Annotated in this window: 20 protein-coding genes and 2 tRNA genes; 18 read left to right on the forward strand and 4 right to left on the reverse strand. The window is 71.4% G+C overall.

Annotation, left to right across the window (positions count from 1 at the left end; translation table 11 throughout):
- Positions 1-356 precede the first annotated feature (356 nt).
- The 3 genes from ACIPM1_RS00210 (at position 357) to ACIPM1_RS00220 (ending at position 5703) form a co-directional block, all read left to right on the forward strand.
- Entirely contained in the window at positions 357-1856 is a 1500-nt protein-coding gene (locus ACIPM1_RS00210; RefSeq protein WP_402426805.1) for a D-ribitol-5-phosphate cytidylyltransferase, read from the forward strand.
- A gap of 225 nt (positions 1857-2081) precedes the next feature.
- Positions 2082-4202: a hypothetical protein gene (locus ACIPM1_RS00215; RefSeq protein WP_402426808.1), complete on the forward strand. Its 2121-nt coding sequence runs from the start codon at positions 2082-2084 to the stop codon at positions 4200-4202.
- A 274-nt stretch (positions 4203-4476) separates the two neighbouring features.
- Positions 4477-5703, forward strand: coding sequence for a glycosyltransferase family 2 protein (locus tag ACIPM1_RS00220; RefSeq protein WP_402426811.1), 1227 nt, complete (start codon positions 4477-4479; stop codon positions 5701-5703).
- A gap of 71 nt (positions 5704-5774) precedes the next feature.
- Here ACIPM1_RS00220 and ACIPM1_RS00225 read toward each other — a convergent pair whose 3' ends face one another.
- Positions 5775-7184 carry a polysaccharide pyruvyl transferase family protein gene (locus ACIPM1_RS00225; RefSeq protein WP_402426814.1) on the reverse strand — a complete coding sequence of 470 codons (1410 nt, stop codon included), beginning with the start codon at positions 7182-7184 and terminating at the stop codon, positions 5775-5777.
- A gap of 221 nt (positions 7185-7405) precedes the next feature.
- On the opposite strand from ACIPM1_RS00225, the gene proB reads away from it, so the two are divergent.
- The 5 genes from proB (at position 7406) to ACIPM1_RS00250 (ending at position 12401) form a co-directional block, all read left to right on the forward strand.
- The gene (gene proB / locus ACIPM1_RS00230) at positions 7406-8566 is read left to right on the forward strand and encodes a glutamate 5-kinase (RefSeq protein ID WP_402428107.1); all 1161 of its coding nucleotides are present in this window, start codon (positions 7406-7408) and stop codon (positions 8564-8566) included.
- A 145-nt stretch (positions 8567-8711) separates the two neighbouring features.
- Positions 8712-9173, forward strand: a complete 462-nt coding sequence (locus ACIPM1_RS00235; RefSeq protein WP_402428110.1) for a hypothetical protein — start codon at positions 8712-8714, stop codon at positions 9171-9173.
- A gap of 61 nt (positions 9174-9234) precedes the next feature.
- Positions 9235-10521: a glutamate-5-semialdehyde dehydrogenase gene (locus tag ACIPM1_RS00240; RefSeq protein ID WP_402426817.1), complete on the forward strand. Its 1287-nt coding sequence runs from the start codon at positions 9235-9237 to the stop codon at positions 10519-10521.
- A 116-nt stretch (positions 10522-10637) separates the two neighbouring features.
- Positions 10638-11231 carry a hypothetical protein gene (locus tag ACIPM1_RS00245; RefSeq protein ID WP_402426819.1) on the forward strand — a complete coding sequence of 198 codons (594 nt, stop codon included), beginning with the start codon at positions 10638-10640 and terminating at the stop codon, positions 11229-11231.
- A gap of 99 nt (positions 11232-11330) precedes the next feature.
- Positions 11331-12401 carry a hypothetical protein gene (locus ACIPM1_RS00250; RefSeq protein ID WP_402426822.1) on the forward strand — a complete coding sequence of 357 codons (1071 nt, stop codon included), beginning with the start codon at positions 11331-11333 and terminating at the stop codon, positions 12399-12401.
- A gap of 12 nt (positions 12402-12413) precedes the next feature.
- Here ACIPM1_RS00250 and ACIPM1_RS00255 read toward each other — a convergent pair whose 3' ends face one another.
- Positions 12414-13577: a M48 family metallopeptidase gene (locus tag ACIPM1_RS00255; protein ID WP_402426825.1), complete on the reverse strand. Its 1164-nt coding sequence runs from the start codon at positions 13575-13577 to the stop codon at positions 12414-12416.
- Positions 13578-13681: 104 nt separating this feature from the next.
- Here ACIPM1_RS00255 and ACIPM1_RS00260 point away from each other — a divergent pair, with 104 nt between their 5' ends.
- From ACIPM1_RS00260 to ACIPM1_RS00305, 10 genes are all read left to right on the forward strand, one after another.
- Positions 13682-13846 carry a hypothetical protein gene (locus ACIPM1_RS00260; RefSeq protein ID WP_356180818.1) on the forward strand — a complete coding sequence of 55 codons (165 nt, stop codon included), beginning with the start codon at positions 13682-13684 and terminating at the stop codon, positions 13844-13846.
- Positions 13847-13975: 129 nt separating this feature from the next.
- Entirely contained in the window at positions 13976-14131 is a 156-nt protein-coding gene (locus ACIPM1_RS00265; RefSeq protein ID WP_356180821.1) for a hypothetical protein, read from the forward strand.
- A gap of 112 nt (positions 14132-14243) precedes the next feature.
- A complete protein-coding gene (gene nadD, locus ACIPM1_RS00270; protein ID WP_356180824.1) occupies positions 14244-14918 on the forward strand; it encodes a nicotinate-nucleotide adenylyltransferase in 675 nt (224 codons plus the stop codon).
- 16 nt (positions 14919-14934) lie between these two features.
- Positions 14935-16653 carry a LytR C-terminal domain-containing protein gene (locus ACIPM1_RS00275; RefSeq protein WP_402426829.1) on the forward strand — a complete coding sequence of 573 codons (1719 nt, stop codon included), beginning with the start codon at positions 14935-14937 and terminating at the stop codon, positions 16651-16653.
- Between the two features lie 107 nt (positions 16654-16760).
- Positions 16761-17207 (forward strand): ribosome silencing factor, encoded by a 447-nt coding sequence (rsfS, locus tag ACIPM1_RS00280; RefSeq protein ID WP_402426832.1) that lies wholly within the window; start codon positions 16761-16763, stop codon positions 17205-17207.
- Positions 17204-17875: a histidine phosphatase family protein gene (locus ACIPM1_RS00285; protein WP_402426834.1), complete on the forward strand. Its 672-nt coding sequence runs from the start codon at positions 17204-17206 to the stop codon at positions 17873-17875. Before rsfS ends, ACIPM1_RS00285 begins: the two co-directional genes overlap by 4 nt.
- 118 nt (positions 17876-17993) lie before the next feature.
- Positions 17994-18066 (forward strand) — tRNA-Ala (locus tag ACIPM1_RS00290).
- Positions 18067-18344: 278 nt separating this feature from the next.
- A complete protein-coding gene (locus ACIPM1_RS00295; protein ID WP_402426836.1) occupies positions 18345-18518 on the forward strand; it encodes a hypothetical protein in 174 nt (57 codons plus the stop codon).
- Positions 18519-18521: 3 nt separating this feature from the next.
- Positions 18522-18755, forward strand: coding sequence for a hypothetical protein (locus ACIPM1_RS00300; RefSeq protein ID WP_019523121.1), 234 nt, complete (start codon positions 18522-18524; stop codon positions 18753-18755).
- A 138-nt stretch (positions 18756-18893) separates the two neighbouring features.
- Positions 18894-18966: transfer RNA gene (locus ACIPM1_RS00305), tRNA-Ala, on the forward strand.
- A gap of 128 nt (positions 18967-19094) precedes the next feature.
- On the opposite strand, the gene ACIPM1_RS00310 is transcribed toward ACIPM1_RS00305, so the two are convergent.
- Positions 19095-20708 carry an NADH-ubiquinone oxidoreductase-F iron-sulfur binding region domain-containing protein gene (locus ACIPM1_RS00310; RefSeq protein ID WP_356180838.1) on the reverse strand — a complete coding sequence of 538 codons (1614 nt, stop codon included), beginning with the start codon at positions 20706-20708 and terminating at the stop codon, positions 19095-19097.
- Positions 20705-22015, reverse strand: coding sequence for a cytochrome b/b6 domain-containing protein (locus ACIPM1_RS00315; protein WP_402426840.1), 1311 nt, complete (start codon positions 22013-22015; stop codon positions 20705-20707). Before ACIPM1_RS00315 ends, ACIPM1_RS00310 begins: the two co-directional genes overlap by 4 nt.
- Positions 22016-22375 lie beyond the last annotated feature (360 nt).

Raw genomic sequence — 22375 nt, forward strand, 5'->3', positions numbered from 1 at the left:
TCCGAGGATGTGAAGACCCGCCCCGCCCTGCCGTCGGCGGCGGCCACGCCGCAGACCGCGGCGGAATCTTCGTAAAAGCCCGAAGTGTCCGAAGTGTTGCTGCGGCGCTGGGCCGACGAGGCGTCATCCTCCGTGTCGCTCGCCGCCCGACGCGGGGTCACGCACGGCAATGATCGAACCCCTGTGGAGTTACTCACAGCAATTCCCGAGGGCTCCCGGGGCGTCGTCAATCACCAGCCGTGCAAGGTTAATGACAGGTTGCGCGCGGATATGCGCCGGAGGTCACTCACCTTGCACAGCGGTAACCACAAGTGGGAGCATTTCCGGGTTCCCGATTGCGCCAAGGTAGGTCACCTGTGTCCCAGCACATAGCCAAGCCCCGTACCACCGCAGTGATCCTGGCCGGCGGTACCGGTCAGCGCGTGGGTCTGTCGATCCCCAAGCAGTTGCTGAAGATCGCCGGCAAGGCAGTCATCGAGCACACCCTGACCACCTTCGAGAACGCCGACTCCATCGACGACATCATCGTGCTGATGGCGCCGGGTTATGTGCCGGACGTGGAGAAGATCGTCGCCAAGACCGGGTTCCGCAAGGTAACGAAGATCATCGAGGGCGGCTCGACGCGGAACGAGACCACCGAGCGCGCCATCTCCGCCCTGGGCGAGGGCCTGGCCGAGGGCGAGGACCGCAACGTCCTCTTCCACGACGCCGTGCGCCCGCTGCTGTCGCAGCGCGTCATCGACGACTGCGTGACGGCGCTGGACCGCTTCCAGGCCGTGGACGTCGCCATCCCCTCGGCGGACACCATCATCGTCACCCGCACCCACGGTGAGGACGGCGAGTTCATCACCGAGATCCCGGACCGCTCCCGGCTGCGCCGCGGCCAGACCCCGCAGGCCTTCAAGCTGTCCACGATCCGCCGCGCCTACGAGGTCGCCGCCGGCGACCCCAACTTCCAGGCGACGGACGACTGCTCCGTCGTGCTCAAGTACCTGCCGGACGTGCCGATCCACGTCGTCGCGGGCGACGAGTACAACATGAAGGTCACCCAGCCCGTCGACGTCTTCATCGCCGACAAGCTCTTCCAGCTGGCCTCCACGGCCGCGCCGGAGCAGAAGGGCGAGGGGGTCTACCGGGAGCTCCTCTCCGGAAAGACCGTGGTCATCTTCGGCGGCTCCTACGGCATCGGCAAGGACATCGCCGAGCTGGCCGAGTCCTACGGCGCGAGCGTCTACGCGCTGGGCCGCTCCACCACCGGCACCCACGTGGAGAACCCGGAGGAGGTCGACGACGCGCTGTCCAAGGCGTACGCGGAGACCGGCCGGATCGACTACGTCGTCAACACCGCGGGCGTGCTGCGCATCGGCAAGCTCGCCGAGACCGACAACGCCACCATCGAGGAGGCGCTGAAGGTCAACTACCTGGCCCCGGTGCAGATCGCGCGCTCCTCCTACAAGTACCTCGCGGAGACCAAGGGCCAGCTGCTGCTCTACACCTCCAGCAGCTACACCCGCGGCCGCGCCGAGTACAGCCTGTACTCCTCCACCAAGGCCGCCATGGTGAACCTCACCCAGGCGCTGTCCGACGAGTGGGCCGGCGACGGCATCCGCGTCAACTGCGTCAACCCCGAGCGCACCGCCACCCCGATGCGCACCAAGGCCTTCGGCCAGGAGCCGGCGGGCAGCCTGCTCTCCTCCGAGGCCGTGGCCCGCACCTCGCTCGACGTGCTGCTGTCGGAGCTGACCGGACACGTGATCGACGTGCGTCAGCAGGACCCGACGGCGGGCGCCTCCAAGGCCTCCGGATTCGAGCAGGCGCTCGCGGGAGTCCTGGACCGCCAGGACGGCGTGGCATAATCATCTGCTAAACAGACATCTGCCCTTCAGGCCTCTGTGGTTTCCCGTTCGCCGGGGGTTCACAGAGGCCTGAGCCGTCAGTTTCCCCGTCGTTTCCGAATATTCACAGCGTTTCGCAAGGTCCCATTCCCGTCGATTCGGTATTCCGAGCCCAATTACGGCAATTCACGACCATGCAGACCATTCACTGACAAAACCGGCACCCCTCCCAGAGCAGGTTCCCCCGTGATATCCACCGCTATACGCGTCGCCCGGGTGGGCAGCGCGGCCGAACTGGCCGCGGCGGCCCTCATGATGCTGGGCTTCCCCTGCGTCATGCTGGCCGCGCTCGTCCCGAGCGTGTACGCCTTCGCGGCCGCGGCCGCCGTGACGTACCTGGCGGACCACTATCTGCACCGCAAGGGCAGCTACCTGATCAACCGCCTCGGCAAGGTGCGGGCGGGCCTGTCCATCCGCTTCCTGGTCCGCCAGCTGCTCCTCGTCCTGCTGCTCGCCCGCCTCGACCTCGCGGACGACCTGGTCTTCTACATCGCCACCGCCTGCTTCATCGCCTTCTACGGCCTCCAGGCCCCGCACGGCGCCCTGGTCACCCTGATCCGCAACCGCCGCCGGATGCCGGTCGCCACCCGCAACGTGGACCTGGCCTCCCGCATCCGCATCCCCGACGCGCCGCCGCGCCGCCTGCTGCACCGCTCCGCGGAGAAGATGCTCCACCTCGACCTCCCCGCCGTCGCGGGCGTCGTGGTCGCGGCGGCCACCGCGCGGGCGCTGTACGCCTACGTCGGCATCGCCGCCACCCTGGGCCTCGGCATCCTCTACGTCCTCGCCCTGGTGCCGTACGTCCGCGGCCGCAAGGTCCCGCCGCGGGCCGAGACGGTGCTGGCCGCCGTCGACGACTGGCTGCGCGAGTACCAGCCGCAGACCGTGCTGTACTTCTCCGGCTCCCGGGACTCCGCGTACCAGGTCAACATGTGGCTGGAGACGATGGAGCAGCTGGACACCCGGCCGCTGATCATCCTGCGCGAGCGGGTCATCCTGTCCAACCTGGCTCCCACGACGGTCCCGGTCATCTGCGTGCCCGGAGGGGTGCACCTGATGAACATGGACCTGTCCAGCGTGCGGGTCGCGCTGTACGCGGCGAACGTGGGCAAGAACATCCACATGCTGCGCGTGCCCACCATGAAGCACGTCTTCATCGGCCACGGCGACAGCGACAAGCTGGCCAGCGTCAACCCGTTCAGCAAGGTCTACGACGAGGTGTGGACCGCCGGCCGCGCGGGCCGCGACCGCTACGCCATCGCCGACGTCGGCGTCCGCGACGACGACATCGCCGAGGTCGGACGCCCGCAGCTCGCCCCGATCCAGACCTGGCAGGGCGTGCCCGAGGGCCGTATCCCCACGGTCCTGTACGCCCCCACCTGGGAGGGCTGGGACGACAACCCGGGCAATACGTCCATCCTTCTCGCGGGTGAGAACATCGTGAGGAAACTGGTGCAGGCCGACCCGCCGGTCCGCGTCCTGTACAAGCCGCACCCCTTCACCGGCACCCGCAGCGCGCAGGCCAAGGCCACGCACCAGCGGATCGTCGCCCTGGTCGAGAAGGCCGCCGCCGCGCGCGCCGCCGACCCGCGCTTCACCGCCGAGACCGCCGACCAGGCCGCGACCCGGGCGCAGGCCAAGGCCGAGCTGGCCCGTGTCGAGGCCCGGCTCGCCGTGCTGGCCGGCAGGGGCGGCGAGAAGCGCGACGAGGCCGAGGCCACCCGTGACGGCCTGCTCGACGTGGCCCGGCACGAGGAGACCGCCCGGCTGCGCGCCGAGTGGAACGAGGCCTACTGGCGCTCCTTCGGCAGCTGGCAGCACCGCGTCATCACCGGCGCCGAGCCCCGGCTGTACGACTGCTTCAACGTCTCCGACGCGATGGTCTCCGACATCTCCAGCGTGGTCTCCGACTTCATCGCCAGCGGCAAGCCGTACGCGGTGACGGACTCCGCGGAGCTCGGCGTCGAGGAGTTCAGGCGGAACAACACCGCGGTGCGCGCCGCCGTGATCCTCTCCAACAGCGCGGCCGAGCTGGGCGAGCTGCTCGGCGCGGTGCGCGACCCGGCGGCCGACCCGCTGGCCGGGGAGCGCGCGGAGCTCAAGCAGTACCTGCTCGGCCCGGACGAGCCCACGTCCATCGAGCAGTTCAACACCGCGGTGGCCAACCTCGCGCTCAAGGCCGAGACCCGCAACGTCGGCCAGGCCACCCGCGCCGGCGGCGGCACCGCCGAGACGGCGCTGGCGAACGCGGTGCCGGGACAGCGGATGGCGTCGGCCGGTGAGACGGACGGCGTGACCGCGGGCTGACCGCCGCCGGACGCACGGCCACCGGACACACCGGCCCCGCGCCACCAGGCCCCCAGGCCCGGTTCCGAGGACAAGACCCTCGGAACCGGGCCTTTCCCATCTCTTACTCCCGCCGCCTAGCGTCGTCCTCAGTCCGTTCGCCATGTGACCCGTGTCACGAATCCATGTGCCGCGCGCAACCGTGCACCGGGGTCGGCCGTCTAAAGAGGTAGTGATTGATGCGATACGGGAGAAATCTTCCGTTGACCTGGGGGATATGTGAACAGGGGGACGTGTGACCGTGCCGCAGCCTGACGTCAGCGTGATCATCGGGGCGTACGAGGCGATGCCGTACCTGGTCGACTGCCTGGCGTCGGTGGAGGCACAGACCCTGGACCCGGCCCGGATCGAGGTGATCGCGGTCGACGACGGTTCCACCGACGGCACGGGGGAGTGCCTGGAGGAGTTCGCCGCCCGCGCCCCGATGTCCGTCACCGTCATCCACCAGGAGAACTCCGGCGGCCCCAGCGGCCCGCGCAACGTCGGCCTCGGCAAGGCAACGGGGCGTTACGTCTTCTTCCTGGACGCCGACGACCGGCTCGGCCCCGAGGCGCTGGAGCGCATGACCGCCATCGCCGACGAGAACGGCACGGACGTCGTGCTCGGCAAGGTCGAGGGCATCAGGCGCACCGCCCCCAAGTCGATGTGGGGCAGGACGGTGGGGCGCACCGACGTGTTCTCCTCCAACATCAAGTTCACCCTCAGCGCGCAGAAGCTGTTCCGCCGCGCGCTGCTGGAGCGCCACGGCATGCGCTTCGACGAGTCGCTGTTCACCGGCGAGGACGCGCTGTTCACCATGGAGGCCTATCTGCGGGCCGACGGCGTCTCGGTGATCGCCGACCACACCTGCTACTACCTGGTCGGCCGCGACGACGGCAAGCACGTGACCAAGAGCGGCAGCTACACCCTGCGCTTCGACTCCGCGCGCGCCCTGATGAACCTGATCTCCGAGATGGTCCCCGAGGGCGCGAGGCGGGACAGCCTCATGGTCCGGCCCTTCCTCATCACCCTGCTGCCCCAGTTCGGGCCGAAGTTCCTCAAGGACTCCGAGCAGGTCCGGCGGCACAAGATGGAGCTGGCGGGGCCGCTGATGGACGCCCACTGGAACGAGGGCGTGGCCTGCCGCCTCCGGGTGCACGAGCGGCTGCGGCTGCACCTGGTGGCCCGGCAGCGGCCCGATCTGCTCAAGGACGTCGTGGAGTTCGTCCGGGCCAAGAAGGAGCCCGAGGCCGTGCTGGAGCGGCGGGGCACCCGGCTCTACCTGGCCTACCCGCACTTCCGTTCCGCCCAGGCGGGCATCCCCGACCGGATCTACCTCGCCGAGCCGCGCGAGGCCCGCGCCTTCCCGGGCTGGCGGGAGACGCCGTCCTCCTCCTTCGCGCGCCGCGCGGCCCGCAGGATCCGGCGCCTGCTGCGCGGCCTGCGCCCGGCGGCACCGGGCGGACGGGCCACGGCGGCCTGAGGAACCCCCAGGGCAGCCGTGCTCCCCGGCCGCCCTTCCTCCCGCCGGAGTTCGTCCGGTCGGCGTCCCCGCTACTGCCGTCCGGACTGCAGCGCCCGCCGGAGCGGTCGGCCCACCGCCCGCCGTGCCCGCCGGTAGACCGAGGACGCCGGGACGGGGGCCGTGACCGTCCTCGACCCGGCCCTTGCCAGATCGCGCTTCAACCGGGTGTTCTCCTGGGAGAGTTCGAGGACCTGGCGCTGGAGCCAGCCGAACCGGCCGGCGAGCGAGGCGACGTCGGCGTCGTTCCACGGGCGGATTCCGGGCGGGAAGGCGAGCGAGCGCATCCGCTCGTCGAAGGCGGCGCCGCCGTCGCCGTGGGTGAACGTGTTCTCCAGCCCGTTGCGGTCCAGGAACGCGGTGAACCGCTCGAACCGCTCCCGGTGCCCGCCGGTCAGATCGGTGAAGTCGGCCTGGGCGTACAGGTCCGCCGGATCCAGGTCCTCGGGCAGCCGGTCGATCCGCCGGTGCGGGATGCCGAAGTAGCGGCACAGCTCCAGGGTGCGCGAATCGCCGCACAGCACGGTCGCGGGGGTGCCGGCGAGCAGCGCCGCGATGTTGCCGTGGATGCGGGAGCCGAAGGAGAAGTCGAAGTCGCGCAGGTCGTCGATCCAGGTGACCGGGTCGACGTAGACGCGGACCTTGTCCTCCCGGTACATCGGGTGGTCGGGGTGCGTCGGCATCGCCGCCACCCGCCCGTTCGGGTCCGACAGGTCCCGCCAGTGCAACTGCCGTGCGTCGCTGAGGTTCTGGCCGATGAACCGCAGGTGCGGGTAGCGCGCGTGGGCGCTCTTCAGGACCCGGTCCAGGCCCTGCGACCGTACGGCGGTGTGCGAGCCGTTGACGGCGACGCGGGAGTCGGCCGTCAGCTCCGGTGCCCGCTTGCGCACGGTGAGCCGCTCGCCGTACAGGAACAGCGAGGGGCAGCCGATGACCTCGACGTCGCGGAAGCCGAGGTCCCGCAGGTACTTCTCGGTGAACTCGCCCCGCACGCCGATCGAGGCGCTGCGGTCGAGCACCGCGGAGCAGAACGCGCGAACGGCCGGCTCGATGGCCTTCAGCCGTGCCGCGTCGTAGTTCAGGCCGGTCTGCGCGCCGACGCCCATGACCACGACCGGGATCCGCAGCCTGCCGATCAGCCGCGTCAGCCGCTTCAGCCCGGTCTGGAAGGAGGGCCGGAAGGCGTTGGCGAGGGGGACGACGAAGGCGTCGTACTCCTCGTTGATGCGCTCGGCCTCGGCCGCGGCGGCCCGCATCCCGTTGGAGACGACCTCGGTGCCCGGGGTCTGCAGGATCTTGTGGGCGGCGTCGCTGAAGATCAGGTTGCCGGAGTTGGTCGCGATCACGTCCCGCTGGAGTGCTTCCTCCACGGGGACGACGTCGTACGGGCTCTTCCCCGACCGGAGAAGGATGCGCTTCGTGGGGTGAACGGTGGCTGACACGCAGTCACCCTAAGTTTGTCCGATCTTTAATTCCTATACGCAACCACCACAACCTTTTTGCCGTACGCAGTCCGTGAGCGGGCGACTACGTGCCGCCTACAGGTATCCCGTCCGTACCCTGGACCGATGCGCGGTGCGCGACCCGCTTCGCGTAGATTCGGGCGGGGCAGCCGGAACCGGGCGAGGGGACAGACAGCAAGGTGGCAGGGGTAAGGCAGGCCGTGTGCGAGGCCCGCAGGATCGTCGTCAAAGTGGGTTCCTCGTCGCTGACCACCGCGTCGGGCGGCCTGGACGCCGACCGCGTCGACGCGCTCGTGGACGTCCTCGCGAAGAGCCGAGAGGACAGGGTGCCCCGGAGGGCCTCGGATGAGGGTGGTGGCGGGAGACGGGTGGGCGGCCAAGAGCGGGAGGTCGTGCTGGTCTCCTCCGGGGCCATCGCCGCGGGCCTCGCCCCGCTGGGCCTGCGCCGCCGTCCCAAGGACCTGGCCCGCCAGCAGGCCGCGGCCAGCGTCGGCCAGGGCCTGCTCGTGGCCCGCTACACGGCGTCCTTCGCCCGCTACGGCGTCCGGGTCGGCCAGGTCCTGCTGACCTCCGACGACATGAGCCGCCGCGCCCACCACCGCAACGCCTCCCGCACCCTCGACAAACTGCTGGCGATGGGCGCCCTCCCGGTCGTCAACGAGAACGACACCGTGGCCACCGACGAGATCCGCTTCGGCGACAACGACCGGCTCGCGGCGCTCGTGGCCCACCTCGTCCGCGCCGACCTGCTGGTCCTGCTGTCCGACGTGGACGGCGTGTACGACGGCGACCCCAGCCGGCCGGGCACCTCGCGGATATCGGAGGTGCGCGGGCCCGCCGATCTGGCGCACGTGGAGATCGGCAGCGCCGGCAAGGCCGGTGTCGGCACCGGGGGCATGGTCACCAAGGTCGAGGCGGCCCGGATCGCCGCGGCGGCCGGCATCCCCGTCGTGCTGACCAGTGCGGTGCACGCGACCGACGCCCTCGCCGGCGGCGACACCGGCACCTACTTCCACGCCACCGGGAAGCGCTCCGCCGACCGGCTGCTGTGGCTCCAGCACGCCTCCACCCCGCAGGGGTCGCTCACCCTCGACGACGGGGCGGTGCGCGCCGTCGTGGAGCGTCGCAAGTCGCTGCTGCCGGCCGGGATCGCCGCCGCCGAGGGCGAGTTCACCGCGGGCGACCCGGTCGAGCTGCGCGACGGCTCGGGGCGCCCCGTGGCCCGCGGGCTCGTCAACTTCGACGCCAAGGAGATCCCCCGGCTGATCGGCCGCTCCACCCGTGAACTGGCCCGCGAGCTGGGACCGGCGTACGAACGCGAGGTCGTACACAGGGACGACCTGGTCATCCTGGAGCCGTAATGGGCCGAAACGTCCGTCCACCGCGGTCCTGAAGGTTGGGGGACGTTCCGTAAAACCGCCCCACGGAGCCGTGCGGCCTGCTCCACTTTTGTCTCAGGGACACATTCCGCATGAGCGCTGCGTGAAGGAGGCCGTCGTGAGACGAGTGCGCCCGGGGGCGGCGGTGTACCGCGGGGGTGCCGGCGGGTCCCCCTCCCGTGCGGCCGGCGAGGAGCGCGCCCTGACCAGTGTGACGGCGGGGGACCGCTACGAGGAGCCGAGGGACCTGCCGCGGCTGTGGCACATCACCCTCAGCGTCTCCGGCGAGGAGGCTCCGCTGAAGGAGGTGCGGCGCGGCCTGGAGCAGCTCGCCCACGACCATCCCTTCCTGCTCACCAGCCGCTACGCCAACGACCACGCGGAGATCCGCTACTGGGAGGAGGCCCGCGACCTGCACGACGCGGCCGCCGTCGCGCTGCGGCTGTGGGGCGAGCACCGGCAGACCGCCAAGCTGCCTCCCTGGGAGATCGTGGGCCTGGAGGTCATCGACCGCGAGACCTACCACCAGCGCCTCGCCGAGGGCTACGGCCCGCCGCCCGCGACACCGGTCGGGGTTCACCCGTTTTGACCCCGTCTCGCGGTGTGGAACAGCCGCCGGACGGGCCTGCCCGGCGCACTACCCTTCCTTCATGACCACGCTCTCGCCGTACGACTCGATGTCCCCGGTCATCCGGGCCGCCTACCGCGCCAAGGCCGCCGCCGCCGACCTCGCGCCGCTGCCGCGCGTGGAGAAGGACGACGCGCTGCTCGCCGTCGCGGACGCCCTGGAGGTCCGTACCGGCGAGATCGTCGAGGCCAACGCCAAGGACGTCGCCAAGGCCCGCGGGGCGGGCACCAGCGAATCCGTCGTCGACCGGCTCACGCTCACCCCGGAGCGGGTGCGCGCGATCGCCTCCGACGTGCGCGACGTGGCGGCGCTGCCCGACCCGGTCGGCGAGGTCGTCCGCGGCAACACCCTCCCCAACGGCATGGACCTGCGCCAGGTGCGCGTCCCGCTCGGCGTGGTCGGCATCGTCTACGAGGCCCGCCCGAACGTCACCGTCGACGCCGCCGCGCTCTGCCTGAAGTCCGGCAACGCGGTGCTGCTGCGCGGCTCGGCCTCCGCCTACGAGTCGAACACCGCCCTGGTCCGGGTGATCCGCGACGCCGTGGGCGGGGCGGGGCTGCCCGCCGACGCCGTGCAGCTGGTGCCCGGCCAGGGCCGGGACAGCGTGCGCGAGCTGATGCGCGCCCGCGGCCTGGTCGACGTGCTGATCCCGCGGGGCGGCGCCTCCCTGATCCGGACCGTCGTCAACGAGTCGACCGTCCCGGTGATCGAGACCGGCACCGGCAACTGCCACGTCTACGTCGACGCCCACGCCGACCTCGACATGGCGGTCGACATCCTGGTCAACTCCAAGGCGCAGCGGGTCAGCGTCTGCAACACCGCCGAGACGCTCCTCGTCCACCAGGACATCGCCGCGGCCTTCCTCCCACGCGCCCTGGACGCGCTCGCCGAGGCCGGAGTCACCGTCCACGCCGACGAGCGGGTCATGGGCTACGCCAGGGACTCCAAGGCCACGGTCGTCGAGGCGACCCCGGAGGACTGGGAGACCGAGTACCTCTCGTACGACATCGCCGCCGCCGTCGTCGACTCCCTCGACCGCGCCGTCGAGCACATCCGGCTGTGGAGCTCCGGCCACACCGAGGCGATCGTGACCACCTCCCAGGAGGCGGCCCGCCGCTTCACCCGGTTGGTCGACTCCACCACGGTCGCCGTGAACGCCTCCACCCGCTTCACGGACGGCGGCCAGTTCGGCTTCGGCGCGGAGATCGGCATCTCCACGCAGAAGCTGCACGCCCGGGGCCCCATGGGGCTGCCGGAGCTCACCAGCACCAAGTACATCCTCACCGGAGACGGGCACATCAGGCGCTGACCGGCATATCGGGGTACATCTCTCCGGCACGCGCCGCCCGGCCCTGCCGGGGCGCCGGGAGGGGAGCGGAAGGAACGTCTCATCAGGCGGATGAATTTCCATACCGTCTGCCCAAATTGACCCCCCAGGTCTACTCTGGATCCGTGCCGGAGGACGTGGGGGGCACGCCGTTCCCTGACGGCTGGGAGCCCGACGACGACCACGACCGCGGGGTGTCGGACGAAGAGTTCGCCTCCGTGGTCTTCGACGAGGCCTTCGTGCGGGCGGCCAAGATCCACGAGCCCACCGCCGTCGAACGCCTCCTGGCCGCCGCGCAGGCCAGAGCCGAGGCCTCCGAGGCGGAAGCCCACCGCGCCCGCGCCAGAGGCGAGCGCTACGAGGACGGCTACGGCCCCGGCTTCGGCCACGACCGCGACGTCGACGACCTGGACGACCCCGACGTCCCGGAGGACCGCTGGGGCCCCCCGGGACCGTACGGCAAGCAGGTGCGCTGGCACCGTCCCGTCGCCTGGCTGCTCGCCCTCGTGATGGGCATCGGCATGGTCGCGCTGGCCTTCGCCGCCGTCTACCGCGGGGCGTCCTCCGGCGGTCGCGACCAGGCCCCGCGGCCCGCCTCGACGGGCCTGGACCAGGGCGGCGCCGCACCGCCCTCCGCGTCCGCCGACCACTACTCCCGGCCGCCCGTCCCGGCGGCCCCGCGCACCCCCTGACGGCCCCCGGCCGCGCCGTGCCGTTTCTGGTGAGAACCTGTCAGAACTTGACGTGGAGCAGGGCGTTTATGCGGGCTTCCCGAGACCTACCCTGAAGGTATGGGAGGGCCTGGAGACCCACCTGAGGGGACACCCGAGGGTGCCCCGGGAGGTGCGGAGGACGAATACCGATCCGTCGTGTTCGACGAGTCGTTCATCCGCGCTGCCCGGATCCAGGAGTACTCCGCACGCGAGCGCATGACCGACCACACCCCGGCCGTACGCCGCCGTCCGCCCCTGCACCGCGGTCTGTCCCGGCAGGCGCTGGTCCTCGTGCTGCTGATCGCCCTCGCCTTCGGCACCGCGATCTACATGGGGGTGCGCCACCCCTACCGGACCTCCGAGGCCCAGCGCCCCGCCGAGCCGCTGCGGATGACCGTGATCCCGCTCGCCCCCCGGGGCAGGGTGCCGGGGGCCGCCGACGCCGAGTACCTGTACGCGCACAGCCCCGCCGCCCAGTTCGGCGTCGGCGCCGAGGGCATCCCGCTGCCCGCCGTCCGGCGCACCGCGCACTTCTCCGACAGCCAGGTCGTCGCCGCCCTGACCACCGCCAAGGACTACCTCGTCGTGTCCTCGCTCCGCCCCGATGTGCTCACCGGCGGCCAGGTCCACCCCGTGCGGGCCCTGCTCGACTCCGACCAGCTCGACCAGTTCGACCAGAGCTACGCCCACCCGGCCGCGGACGGCCGGCACGCGCCCACCGGATGGCTCGTCCGCTTCGACCCGGCCCAGGCCGAGCTGGCCGACCGCGGCATCCGGGTGGAGGGCACGCTGCAGGCGGTGGAGGCCGACTCCGGCACCCTGGAGGTCACCGCGGACCACACCTTCGTCTACGCGCTGCGGCCGGCCGGCTCCGGCGCGAGGACCGAGGCCTCGCTGTTCACCGTCCGGCGCGAGATGCGGTTCCGCTTCACCCGGGACGACCTGCGCCTGCACCAGACGCAGCTGGTCGTCTCCTCCGTCGAGGCGGGCCCCCTGTCCTGCGCCGGGGACTCCGCCGGCCACCTGCACCCGCTGCTCGCCGGTCAGGCCGCCACGGCGGGCGGCCCGGCCGGCACGGACCCGTACGCCACGGGCAGCGCGCCGGCCCTCTGCGGCACCCTGGCGACGAGCGCCCAGCCCAGGGTCTGAGCCGAGCCCGGCTCAGTCCCCGTCCCGCGGCGGCGCGTCCGTCCCCGGCCGGTCGCCGGCGGACCCGTCCTGAGTCGGGCCGTCCTGAGTCGGCCCGTCCTGCTCCGGGGCGTCCTTCGGCGGTGCCGGGGCGGTGAAGCCGTTGAAGCCGCGCCGCACCCGGCCGCCCAGGTCGCCGGCGCCGCCCGCCAGGTCGCTGACCAGCTTCATCAGCGGGTCCTTGGAGTTCTTCACATGGCTGGCGTAGTGCGCCGCCGACTCGCGGAACGAGTCGCCGACGGAGGTGTCCTTGTCCTCGCTGCGCCGCGGGTAGTGGCCGTCCATGAGCCGCTGGTAGTCGCGGGACTCCGCCCACTTCTTCAGCTCGGCCGCCCGCACCGTGGTGAAGGGGTGCGTGCGCGGCAGCACGTTGAGGATCTTCAGGACGGAGTCGCGCAGGTCGCCCCCGGCCTCGTACTCCTCGGCCTGCTGGAGGAACGCGTCCACGTTCATCTCGTGCAGGTGGTTGCCGCCCGCTATCTTCATCAGCCCCCGCATCGAGGCCCGCAGGTCCTGCCCGGCCAGCAGCCCCGCCCGGTCCGCCGACAGCTCGGACTTGCGGAACCACTCGCGCAGCGCCGTCACGAGCGCCATGATCGCGAGGTTGCCCAGCGGGATCCACGCCACCCGCACCGCCAGGGTGGTCAGGAACAGCAGGATGGTGCGGTACACGGCGTGGCCCGACAGGGCGTGGCCCGCCTCGTGGCCGACGACCGCTCGCATCTCGTGCTCGTCGAGCAGCTCGACCAGGCCCGTGGTGACCACGATGATCGGCTCGTCCAGGCCGATGCACATCGCGTTGGGCTGCGGGTTCTGGCTGACGTACATCGGCGGGACCTTCTCCAGGTCCAGGATGTAGCAGGCGTCGCGCAGCATGTCGTTCAGATGGGCGAACTGCTGGTCCGAGACACGCACCGAGTCGGACAGGAACAGCAGCCGCAGGCTGCGCTCGGGCAGCAGACCGCTGAGGGCCTTGAACACCGTGTCGAAGCCGCTGAGCTTGCGCAGGGCGACCAGGGCGGAGCGGTCGGCCGGGTGCTCGTACGCCCGTGAGGAGAGCCCGGGGAAGCGCCTGCGCTGCCTGCTCGGCACGCGCTCGTGCCCGTGCCCGTCGTGCCCGCGACCGTCTTCGGACATGTGGTCCCCCATGGTGTGCGTCCGTGTGTCCAGCGCCCCCCGAAGCAGCGCCCAGCCTAGGCGGAGTTACCGTGGACCGGCAGTACAGCGAAGGAGTCCACGTCATGGAGCACAGTCCCGCAGCCGCCCGGCTCACCGAGGCCGCGAGCGCCGCCGCGCCGCACCAGGGGGCGGGCGACCTGCTCCGGATCGTACTGGTCGTGATGGTGGTGGGCTGTGTGCTCACCGGCTGGTTCCTGTTGCGCGGGTACAAACGGAACGACGACTGAGCCGACCGGAAGGTTCCCTGGGCGACCGCCGTCATCGACAGGCGGAGTCGGCGTGATGGGCGACGAGGCAGCCGCTTACGATGAGCCGACGTCTTTATCCCGCCCACACCCGGATAGGTACTGCCGAAGATGAGCTTCCCCAGCACCGCTGCCCAGTTGGTCAACCTCGCCGAGGGCGAGGGCGGCAACCACGAGAGCCTCAGCCCCTACGTCACCGGCGGCAGCGCCCTCCTCATCCTGCTGCTCCTGCTGTGGATCACCACCCGCTTCAACCGCGACCGCTGAGCGCCGCCGAGCCTCACCGGGACCCGTCCCGGGACCGTTCCCGCACGCCGGGGGCCGTCCGCGGGGATCTCCCGGCCGGAGCCCCCGGGCCGGGCCGGTAGGGTCTGCACGCATGGGAGAGCAGGACATGCCTACCGGTCCGGCGAGTGACACGGTGAAACGCCCCGAGCACGGGAGCGGCGGCGGCCCGTCCGTGACGGGCAGGCGCCGCCTCGGTGTCATGGGCGGAACGTTCGACCCGATCCACCACGGGCACCTCGTGGCGGCCAGCGAGGTCGCCGCCCAGTTCCACCTGGACGAGGTGGTGTTCGTCCCGACCGGCCAGCCGTGGCAGAAGACCCACCGCAAGGTCTCCCCGGCGGAGGACCGCTACCTGATGACGGTCATCGCGACCGCCGAGAACCCGCAGTTCTCCGTGAGCCGCATCGACATCGACCGCGGCGGTCCCACCTACACCGTGGACACGCTGCGGGACCTGCGCGCGCTCAACCCCGACACCGACCTGTTCTTCATCACCGGCGCCGACGCGCTCGACCAGATCCTCACCTGGCGGGACTCGGAGGAGCTGTTCTCCCTCGCGCACTTCATCGGGGTCACCCGGCCCGGACACCACCTCGCCGACCCCGGGCTCCCGGAGGGCGGGGTCTCCTTCGTCGAGGTACCCGCCCTCGCCATCTCCTCCACGGACTGCCGTGCGAGAGTCGCCAAGGGGGACCCCGTCTGGTATCTGGTGCCGGACGGAGTCGTGCGCTACATCGACAAGCGCGAGCTGTACCGCGGCGAGTGAGCCGAGAGGGGCACCGGTGAACGACCGATACGACGCTGGGTACGGGGGCGACCAGTACGAGCTCGTCGGCTACGACGAGTACGGGCGGCCTGTCTACCGGCAGGTCCCCACGCAGCAGGCTCCGCGGGAGACGTACGACGCGTACGGGCGGCAGGGCCACGGCTACGACCCGTACGCCACGGGCGGGCAGCAGCAGCCGCCGCAGTACGGCGGTTACGACACCGGCCGGCAGCCGCCCGCCTCCCCCTACGCGCCCCAGGGCGGCCAGGGCTCCTACGACCCGTACGGGTCCGGCGCCCCCGGCGCGGGCGACCCGGCATCCACGACGGCGCCGTACGACCCGTACGGCCGGACCGGGGCCGGCGGGCAGCAGCCCCGGCCCGCCGGGCAGACCGCGTACATCCCGCAGCAGGCCGGGCCCGCGCACGAGAGCGCCGAGCGGCGCGAGGAGCGCGAACGGGACCCCGGCACCGAGCAGTTCGCGTTCGTGGAGGAGCCGGACGGCGACTCCGAGGACGTGATCGACTGGCTCAAGTTCACCGAGAACCGCACCGAGCGCCGCGAGGAGGCCCGTCGGCGCGCCCGCAGCCGGGTCGTCGCCCTCGTCGTGGTCCTCGCGCTGGTCGCGGTCGGAGGCGTCGGCTACCTCTGGTACGCCGGGAAGCTCCCCGGGCTGTCGTCGTCCGGCCACACGTCCGGGAGCACGACGCCCGCGGCCGCCCAGAAGCGCGACGTGATCGTCGTCCATCTGCACAACACCGCCAAGGGCGGCACCGCGACGGCGCTGCTCGTCGACAACACCACCACCCGGCGCGGCACCACCGTCCTGCTGCCCAACTCGCTCGCCCTGACCGGAGACGACGGCACCACGACGACCCTCGCCAAGTCGGTCCAGGACGACGGCTCCTCCGGCACCCGCGACCAGCTCGACTCCGTCCTCGGCACCGACATCGAGGGCACCTGGCGGCTGGACACCCCCTACCTGCAGAACCTGGTCGACCTGGTCGGCAACATCGACGTCGACACCAACACCGACGTGCCCGACCCGGACGCCAAGAAGAAGGGCTCCGGGCCGCTGGTCCACAAGGGCCAGGGGCAGACCCTCAGCGGCAAGATGGCCGTCGCCTACGCCACCTACCGGGCCCCGGGAGAGTCGCAGAACGCCCAGCTGGAGCGGTTCGGCCAGGTCATGCAGGGCACGCTGCGCAAGCTGTCCTCCGACCCGCAGGGCGCGACGACGACGGTGCAGACGCTGGCGCAGATCCTCGACCCCTCGCTCACCGACAAGGACCTCGGCACCTTCCTCGCCAAGCTCGCCGACCTCGCCAAGGGCGGCGACTACGGGACGGCCGTCCTGCCGGTGCAGAGCGACGGCACGCTGAGCGCCCAGACCAGTGACAGCGTCGTCAAGCAGATCCTCGGCGGCACCGCGAAGAGCCCCGAGCAGGGGGCGGCCGTCCGGGTCTCGGTGCAGAACGCCACCGGCGTCAAGGACAACACCGAGAAGGCCCGCGTCGTCCTGCTCAACGGCGGCTTCACCTTCCTGGAGGGCGGCACCGCCCCTGCGGTCCGGACCACGTCCCAGGTGCTCTACTCCGACCCCAAGGACAAGGAGAACGCCACCGAGGCCGCCAAGACCCTCGGGCTCCCCGCCACCGCGGTGACCAAGGGCACGGTCCGCTCGAACGCCGACGTCTCGGTCGTCCTCGGCCAGGACTACAGGCCGTCGTCCTGACGCGAGAGCCCCGGGCGCCCCGGCGCGGGCCCCGGGGCGCGCACCGCACGCGGCCGGCGGTCCGTGAGACCCTTGGGGTCAAAAGACCGCCGACGGAAAGCCGTGCAGTGACCGCAACCGACCGTTCCCTCGAGCTCATCAAGACCGCCGCCCAGGCGGCCGCCGACAAGCTCGCGCACGACATCATCGCCTACGACGTCAGCGACGTACTGTCGATCACGGACGCCTTCCTGCTGGCGTCCGCGCCCAGCGACCGCCAGGTCAAGTCGATCGTCGACGAGATCGAGGAGCGGCTCCAGAAGGAGTGCGGCGCCAAGCCGGTGCGCCGCGAGGGCGACCGCGAGGCCCGCTGGGTCCTGCTCGACTACGTCGACATCGTCGTCCACGTCCAGCACAGCGAGGAGCGCGTCTTCTACGCCCTGGAGCGGCTGTGGAAGGACTGCCCCGAGCTGGAGCTGCCGGCCGACGCCAAGGCCACCCGCGGCAAGGCCGAGGAGCACTCCAGGCTGAAGGCCGCCGAGGAGTCGGCGGACCTGAGCGGTGAGTGGCGATGACCCGAGCCGGTGAGGCGCCGGGCGGGGAACCGGGCCGGGGCCGCCGCGTCATCCTGTGGCGGCACGGCCAGACCTCCTGGAACGTGGAGCGCCGCTTCCAGGGCACCACGGACGTCGAGCTGACCGAGACCGGCGCCGGGCAGGCCCGCCGCGCCGCCCGGCTGCTGGCCTCCCTGCGGCCGGACGCGATCGTCTCCTCGGACCTGCGGCGGGCCGCCCTGACGGCGGCCGAGCTGGCCGCCCTCACCGGCCTCGACGTCACCCACGACGAGGGCCTGCGCGAGACCTACGCGGGCGTCTGGCAGGGCCTGACGCACGAGGAGATACTCGCCCGGTACGGCGAGGAGTACGCCGCGTGGAAGCGCGGGGAGCCGGTGCGCCGCGGCGGAGGCGAGCTGGAGACCGAGGTCGCCGACCGCGCCGCCCCCGTCGTGCTGCGGCACCTCGAGAAGCTGCCCGAGGACGGCACGCTCGTGGTGGTCAGCCACGGCGGCACGATCCGCACCACGATCGGGCGCCTGCTCGGTCTGGAGGCCCACCACTGGGAGAGCCTCGGCGGCCTCTCCAACTGCTGCTGGTCCGTCCTCGGCGGGGGCGCGCGCGGCTGGCGTCTGCTGGAGCACAACGCCGGCACCCTGCCGGAGCCCGTCCTCGGCGACGACGACTGATCCGCCCCCGGCACTCCGGTCCCCGGATTTCACTTTCCGGCAGGTCGCAGGCTAAAGTTCTTCTTGTTCGCCCCGCCGAGCGGGACGAAACACCACACGGTTCCACCGCGTGGCACGAGGGGCTATAGCTCAGTTGGTAGAGCGCCTGCATGGCATGCAGGAGGTCAGGAGTTCAATTCTCCTTAGCTCCACGGACCGACACTCGCACGAGTCGTCGAAGATCGGTGAAGAAGATCCCGTCCCCGGCAGGGGGCGGGATTTTTTCTGTGCGCCGCCGCCTTGAGTCACTTGGGCGCCTACGGCGTATACCTGTGCGGAGGCGCTCCCGGCGTGCGCATTCGCGCAGACCGGGACGGCCGCTGCGGGTGCCGTGGCCGGACTGGTACCGAGGCGTCGCTGACCGTATTGGCCCGGCCGTGGCAGAATCAAACGGCCGGAAGGGGGCGCGGCCCGACGGGAGGGAGTGGCGATGCCTGCGAGCATCCTCGAGGAGGTCGGTCACCTCCTCGGCACGGCGTTGACCGGGAACACGGTCACCCGCCTCGTCTGCCCCTCCTGCGGCTCGCTCCATGTGGCCCAAGTCCTCGGCGACAACGGGGGGATCTCGTACGTGTGCACCGCCTGCGGCCACAGCTGGAGCTGATCGATGGGTGCACACAGGCGGAAGTGCGACTGGTGCGGCAGTGGCACGCCGATCGTCCGGGACATGGAGCCGCTCAACCCCGACTACCAGTACTGGTGCGAGGAGTGCGCGCGGGCGCTGATCATAAAAGGCGACCCCATCGAGACGTACCGCGAACTCGAGGGCGAGCCGATCTACGGCAGGCTCCTGGAGGAGCACTGCACGCTGAAGCGCTTCTATTCGTTCGTGACGGCGTGAGGGTGTGGGAGGGCCTGACCGGCCCGGCATCACCCCCCAAGCGGTCAAATCGGGCGCGGGGGAAACCGATTTGGTGCTGCGCTCCGTCCACCTGTAATGTTGGCGTCGCCGCCGGGGAAACCGGGCGGAACGAAGCAAGGGGCTATAGCTCAGTTGGTAGAGCGCCTGCATGGCATGCAGGAGGTCAGGAGTTCAATTCTCCTTAGCTCCACAGAAGTCGAAGGCGGGTCATCCGATCAGGATGGCCCGCCTTCGGTGTTGAGTCGATGCCTCGTAGGAGGCGGGCCTTGTACGGGCGGCGGGCCCGCCCCGGGAGGGGAGGACCCGCCGTACGGCTGCTCAGCGGCCCAGGGCGCGCCGGCCCCGGCCCTGGGAGAGGACCGGCAGGTTGCTGCGCGAGGACGCCTGCGAGCGGGTGTCCTCCTCCAGACGCAGGGCGAGCGCCGGGCACCGGCGCACCGCGCGCAGCGCCTTGGCCTCCGCGTAGCGCGGGACCTGGGCCTGGGCGACGGTCGGGAAGCCGTCGGCGCCCAGTTCGAAGACCTCCGGGAGGATGTCCGCGCACAGGCCGTGGCCCCGGCACAGCGTCCAGTCGACGTAGATCTTCTGGCGGCTGGGGCCGCTCTCCTCGGCCTCCATGCCGCCGGGGACGCCGGTCGGGGCCCTGCCGCCCTCGAAGAGCGGCAGCACGCCCTCCACGCGCCGCCCGCAGCCGTTGCCGAGGACGTGCGCGGCGAGGTCGTCCGTGAACGCCTTGATGGTCGACTCCAGGAACATGGCGGAGCCGTCCGGGTGCGAGCACGCGCCGCGCCGCTTGACGTTCTTGGCGACCTGCTTGAGCGCCTCCAGGGCGGCCGGTCCGCCGCCGTTCAGGATGTCCTCCAGGCCGCGCGCCGCGGCCGGCAGGCCCAGGTAGCAGGGGCCGCACTGGCCCGCGCTCTCCTCGGCCAGCCACCGGGCCACCTGGAGCGACTCGCCCAGCGGGCAGGTGTCCTGGCTGATCGGCAGGATCGCGCCCGCGCCGAGCGAACCGCCCACCGCGTCCAGCGAGTTGCGGGAGACGATGGCCTCGTTGACGGTGGCCGAGTCGATCCACTTGCCGTGGTAGCCACCGGTCAGCACGCCCTGCGGGACCGGCGGGGCGCCGGCGAGCTGGAGGACGTAGCGCAGCGGCACGCCCGTCGGGACCTCGATCACCATGGGGCGGGCGACCGCCCCGGAGACGGTGAGCATGACGGTGCCCGGCTCGTCGTACAGGCCGGTGTTGCCGTAGCGCTCGGGACCGATCCGGGCGGCGATCGCCAGCTGGGCGAAGGTCTCGGCGTTGGACAGCAGGGTCGGCGCGCCGCCGACGCCGTTCTGCGAGGCGCTGACCTTGCGGCCCGGCGGGATCGCCGGGCCGCCGTCGATGGAGCGGATCAGCGACGCGGCCGCGCCGGTGACCATGCGCACCGGGTTGCGCTGCACGCTCGCGCGCAGCGCCGACCGGCGGCTGTTGCTGAGCCCGCGTTCGGCGAGCGCGGCCTCCATGGAGCGCTGGGTGGACTCCCGGGTGACCCCCACCACGAGCGTGCGGGCACCGAGCGCCTCCGCGCAGAGCAGGGCGCCGTCCAGGATGAGGTGCGGGGCACGGTTGATGAGCACCGTGTCCTTGCGGCAGGCCGGTTCGTCCTCGCTTCCGTTGACGACGACGACCGGCCGGACGCCGCGCTTGATCGCCGCTTCGGCGACCGAGCGCAGCTTCTTGTGGAAGGGGAAGCCCGCGCCGCCGCGGCCCTTCAGGTTGATGGCCTCGGAGAGCTGCGCGAGCTGCTCGCCGCCCATCGGTTCGAGCGGCCCGTGCACCTTGAGGTGCATGGGCAGATCGAGTCGTTCGACAAGGTCGAAGCCTGACGTGAGCTGGGGAAGACCGACCACGCGGACTTCTGGTACGTCGGGCAGGGCCTCGTTCACCTATAGCCTCCGGAAGGCGTGTTCCAAGGTTCGCCCGAACCCGGTGCGTCGAAGGAGGCACCGGGGGGTGTTTCAGTGGCGGGACCGCTGTTGTACGTGTCGTTCGGGTTGTACGTGCCGTAGAGCGGGTTCGTCTCACCGGTGTCGTACATGTCACGTCCGCCGTAGCCGTCCGCGCCGGAATTGTTATAGGTGGGGATGTTGTATCCGGTGTCGATCATCGGATCGTAGGCCGAGCGCTGGGCCTCGCCGACCGGGGGCGGCGACGGGATCGGCCAGCTGCCCGACGTGCTGCCGGAGCCCTCCACGCGCGGCATCGCCTCGGTGGCCCGCATGTCGTACGGCAGGTCCATACGGGCGGTCTGGCCGGCCGCGAAGGGCTGCCCGCCGCCCTGGGGCGTCGAGACGGCCCGGTAGGCGGCCGCGAAGCCGGGGGCCGGCTCCTGGGTGGCCGCCGGGGTGTCGTACAGCGGCGAGGAGGGGCCCGGGACGCGCGGCAGCGGACCCGTCGAGCCCGCGGCGGCCGAGGTCCGGGCCGCCCGGGGGCTGTCGTAGCCCGGCAGCGCGGACTCCGCCGTCCTGGCCCGGCTCATGTCCAGGTCGTCGAGTTCGGGCCGCTCGCCGCCGCCGAGGAGCGTCACGAGCCGGTCGGCGATCCTGCGCTTGACCGGCCGCGGCGCGCCGCGCAGCGCCAGGGCCGCCATGACGCCGAGCAGGGAGAGCCCGTAGAGGATCACGAAGATCGGCTTGGCCTGGCGACCCGCGTAGAGCCCGTGGATCAGCGCGGCGCACCAGGCCGGGTAGGCCAGCATGTGCATGGCCCGCCAGCGGGCGGCCACCGGGGCCGGGGAGGCGAAGTTGCTGCGCAGCGCGCCCGTGATGCCCACGAAGATCATCAGCAGGCCGGCCACGGAGCCGAGCCCGATCAGGCCGCCGCTTCCGGTGACGCCGAGCGAGAACGGGACGATCGCGGCGATGAACTGGGTGTGGTCCAGCGCGATCTTCGTGGTGATGTGCAGCAGCAGGAAGGCGATCGAGGCGACGGCCGTCGTGCGGTGCACGGCCTGGCCCACGATCCGCTGGCGGGTGTTGAGGAAGATCCGGTCCTGGGCGACCAGGCCCCAGATCACCGAGCAGCTGAGGGAGACCAGGGAGAGGACGCCCGCGCCGAAGTTCAGGAAGTCCCTGACCGTGTCACCTCCGACCAGCACGATCACGGGTATGAGGAGCAGGACGGCAGCCGACGCCACCCCGTAGGCCGAACGGCCGGGTTTGGGGAGCGAGCTGTTACTGCGACGAGGGTTCATGGGGGCAACTCCGAGCGGTCATGTCGGGCAAGCGGTCCCGAGGACGAACTCTAAGCGGCTCAAAACTGAGCAGTAGGCCGTTTCAGTTATTGCGCCGTTATCGAAGAGGCCGCAGGGCAGCGCGTTGTCCCCATAGGTTCTGTTACGCCGGGTAATGTTTGAACCTAGTTCAACTTTTCCGTACCTTCACAAGCGGGCGTGGGCCCTCCTGGGGGTGCGGCCGGAAGTCCGTCGCAGCGCGCTCGACGGCTGCGGTACCCTGACGCCATGCGTGCCGTACGCCTTCTGCTTAGCGAGCCGCGCTGATCAGTCCCGACCACCGGGCGAATCGGATGGTCGGAATCGGCGCGGCGTCCCCTC

Source organism: Streptomyces sp. NPDC086766, assembly GCF_044746005.1.
Lineage (GTDB): Bacteria > Actinomycetota > Actinomycetes > Streptomycetales > Streptomycetaceae > Streptomyces.

Coding starts and splice junctions, on each gene's coding strand:
- ACIPM1_RS00240 (WP_402426817.1), top strand. CDS start 9,235: ATGACCACGCTCTCGCCGTACGACTCGATGTCCCCGGTCATCCGGGCC.
- ACIPM1_RS00250 (WP_402426822.1), top strand. CDS start 11,331: ATGGGAGGGCCTGGAGACCCACCTGAGGGGACACCCGAGGGTGCCCCG.
- ACIPM1_RS00255 (WP_402426825.1), bottom strand. CDS start 13,577: ATGTCCGAAGACGGTCGCGGGCACGACGGGCACGGGCACGAGCGCGTG.
- ACIPM1_RS00260 (WP_356180818.1), top strand. CDS start 13,682: ATGGAGCACAGTCCCGCAGCCGCCCGGCTCACCGAGGCCGCGAGCGCC.
- ACIPM1_RS00265 (WP_356180821.1), top strand. CDS start 13,976: ATGAGCTTCCCCAGCACCGCTGCCCAGTTGGTCAACCTCGCCGAGGGC.
- nadD (WP_356180824.1), top strand. CDS start 14,244: ATGGGAGAGCAGGACATGCCTACCGGTCCGGCGAGTGACACGGTGAAA.
- ACIPM1_RS00285 (WP_402426834.1), top strand. CDS start 17,204: ATGACCCGAGCCGGTGAGGCGCCGGGCGGGGAACCGGGCCGGGGCCGC.
- ACIPM1_RS00295 (WP_402426836.1), top strand. CDS start 18,345: ATGCCTGCGAGCATCCTCGAGGAGGTCGGTCACCTCCTCGGCACGGCG.
- ACIPM1_RS00300 (WP_019523121.1), top strand. CDS start 18,522: ATGGGTGCACACAGGCGGAAGTGCGACTGGTGCGGCAGTGGCACGCCG.
- ACIPM1_RS00315 (WP_402426840.1), bottom strand. CDS start 22,015: ATGAACCCTCGTCGCAGTAACAGCTCGCTCCCCAAACCCGGCCGTTCG.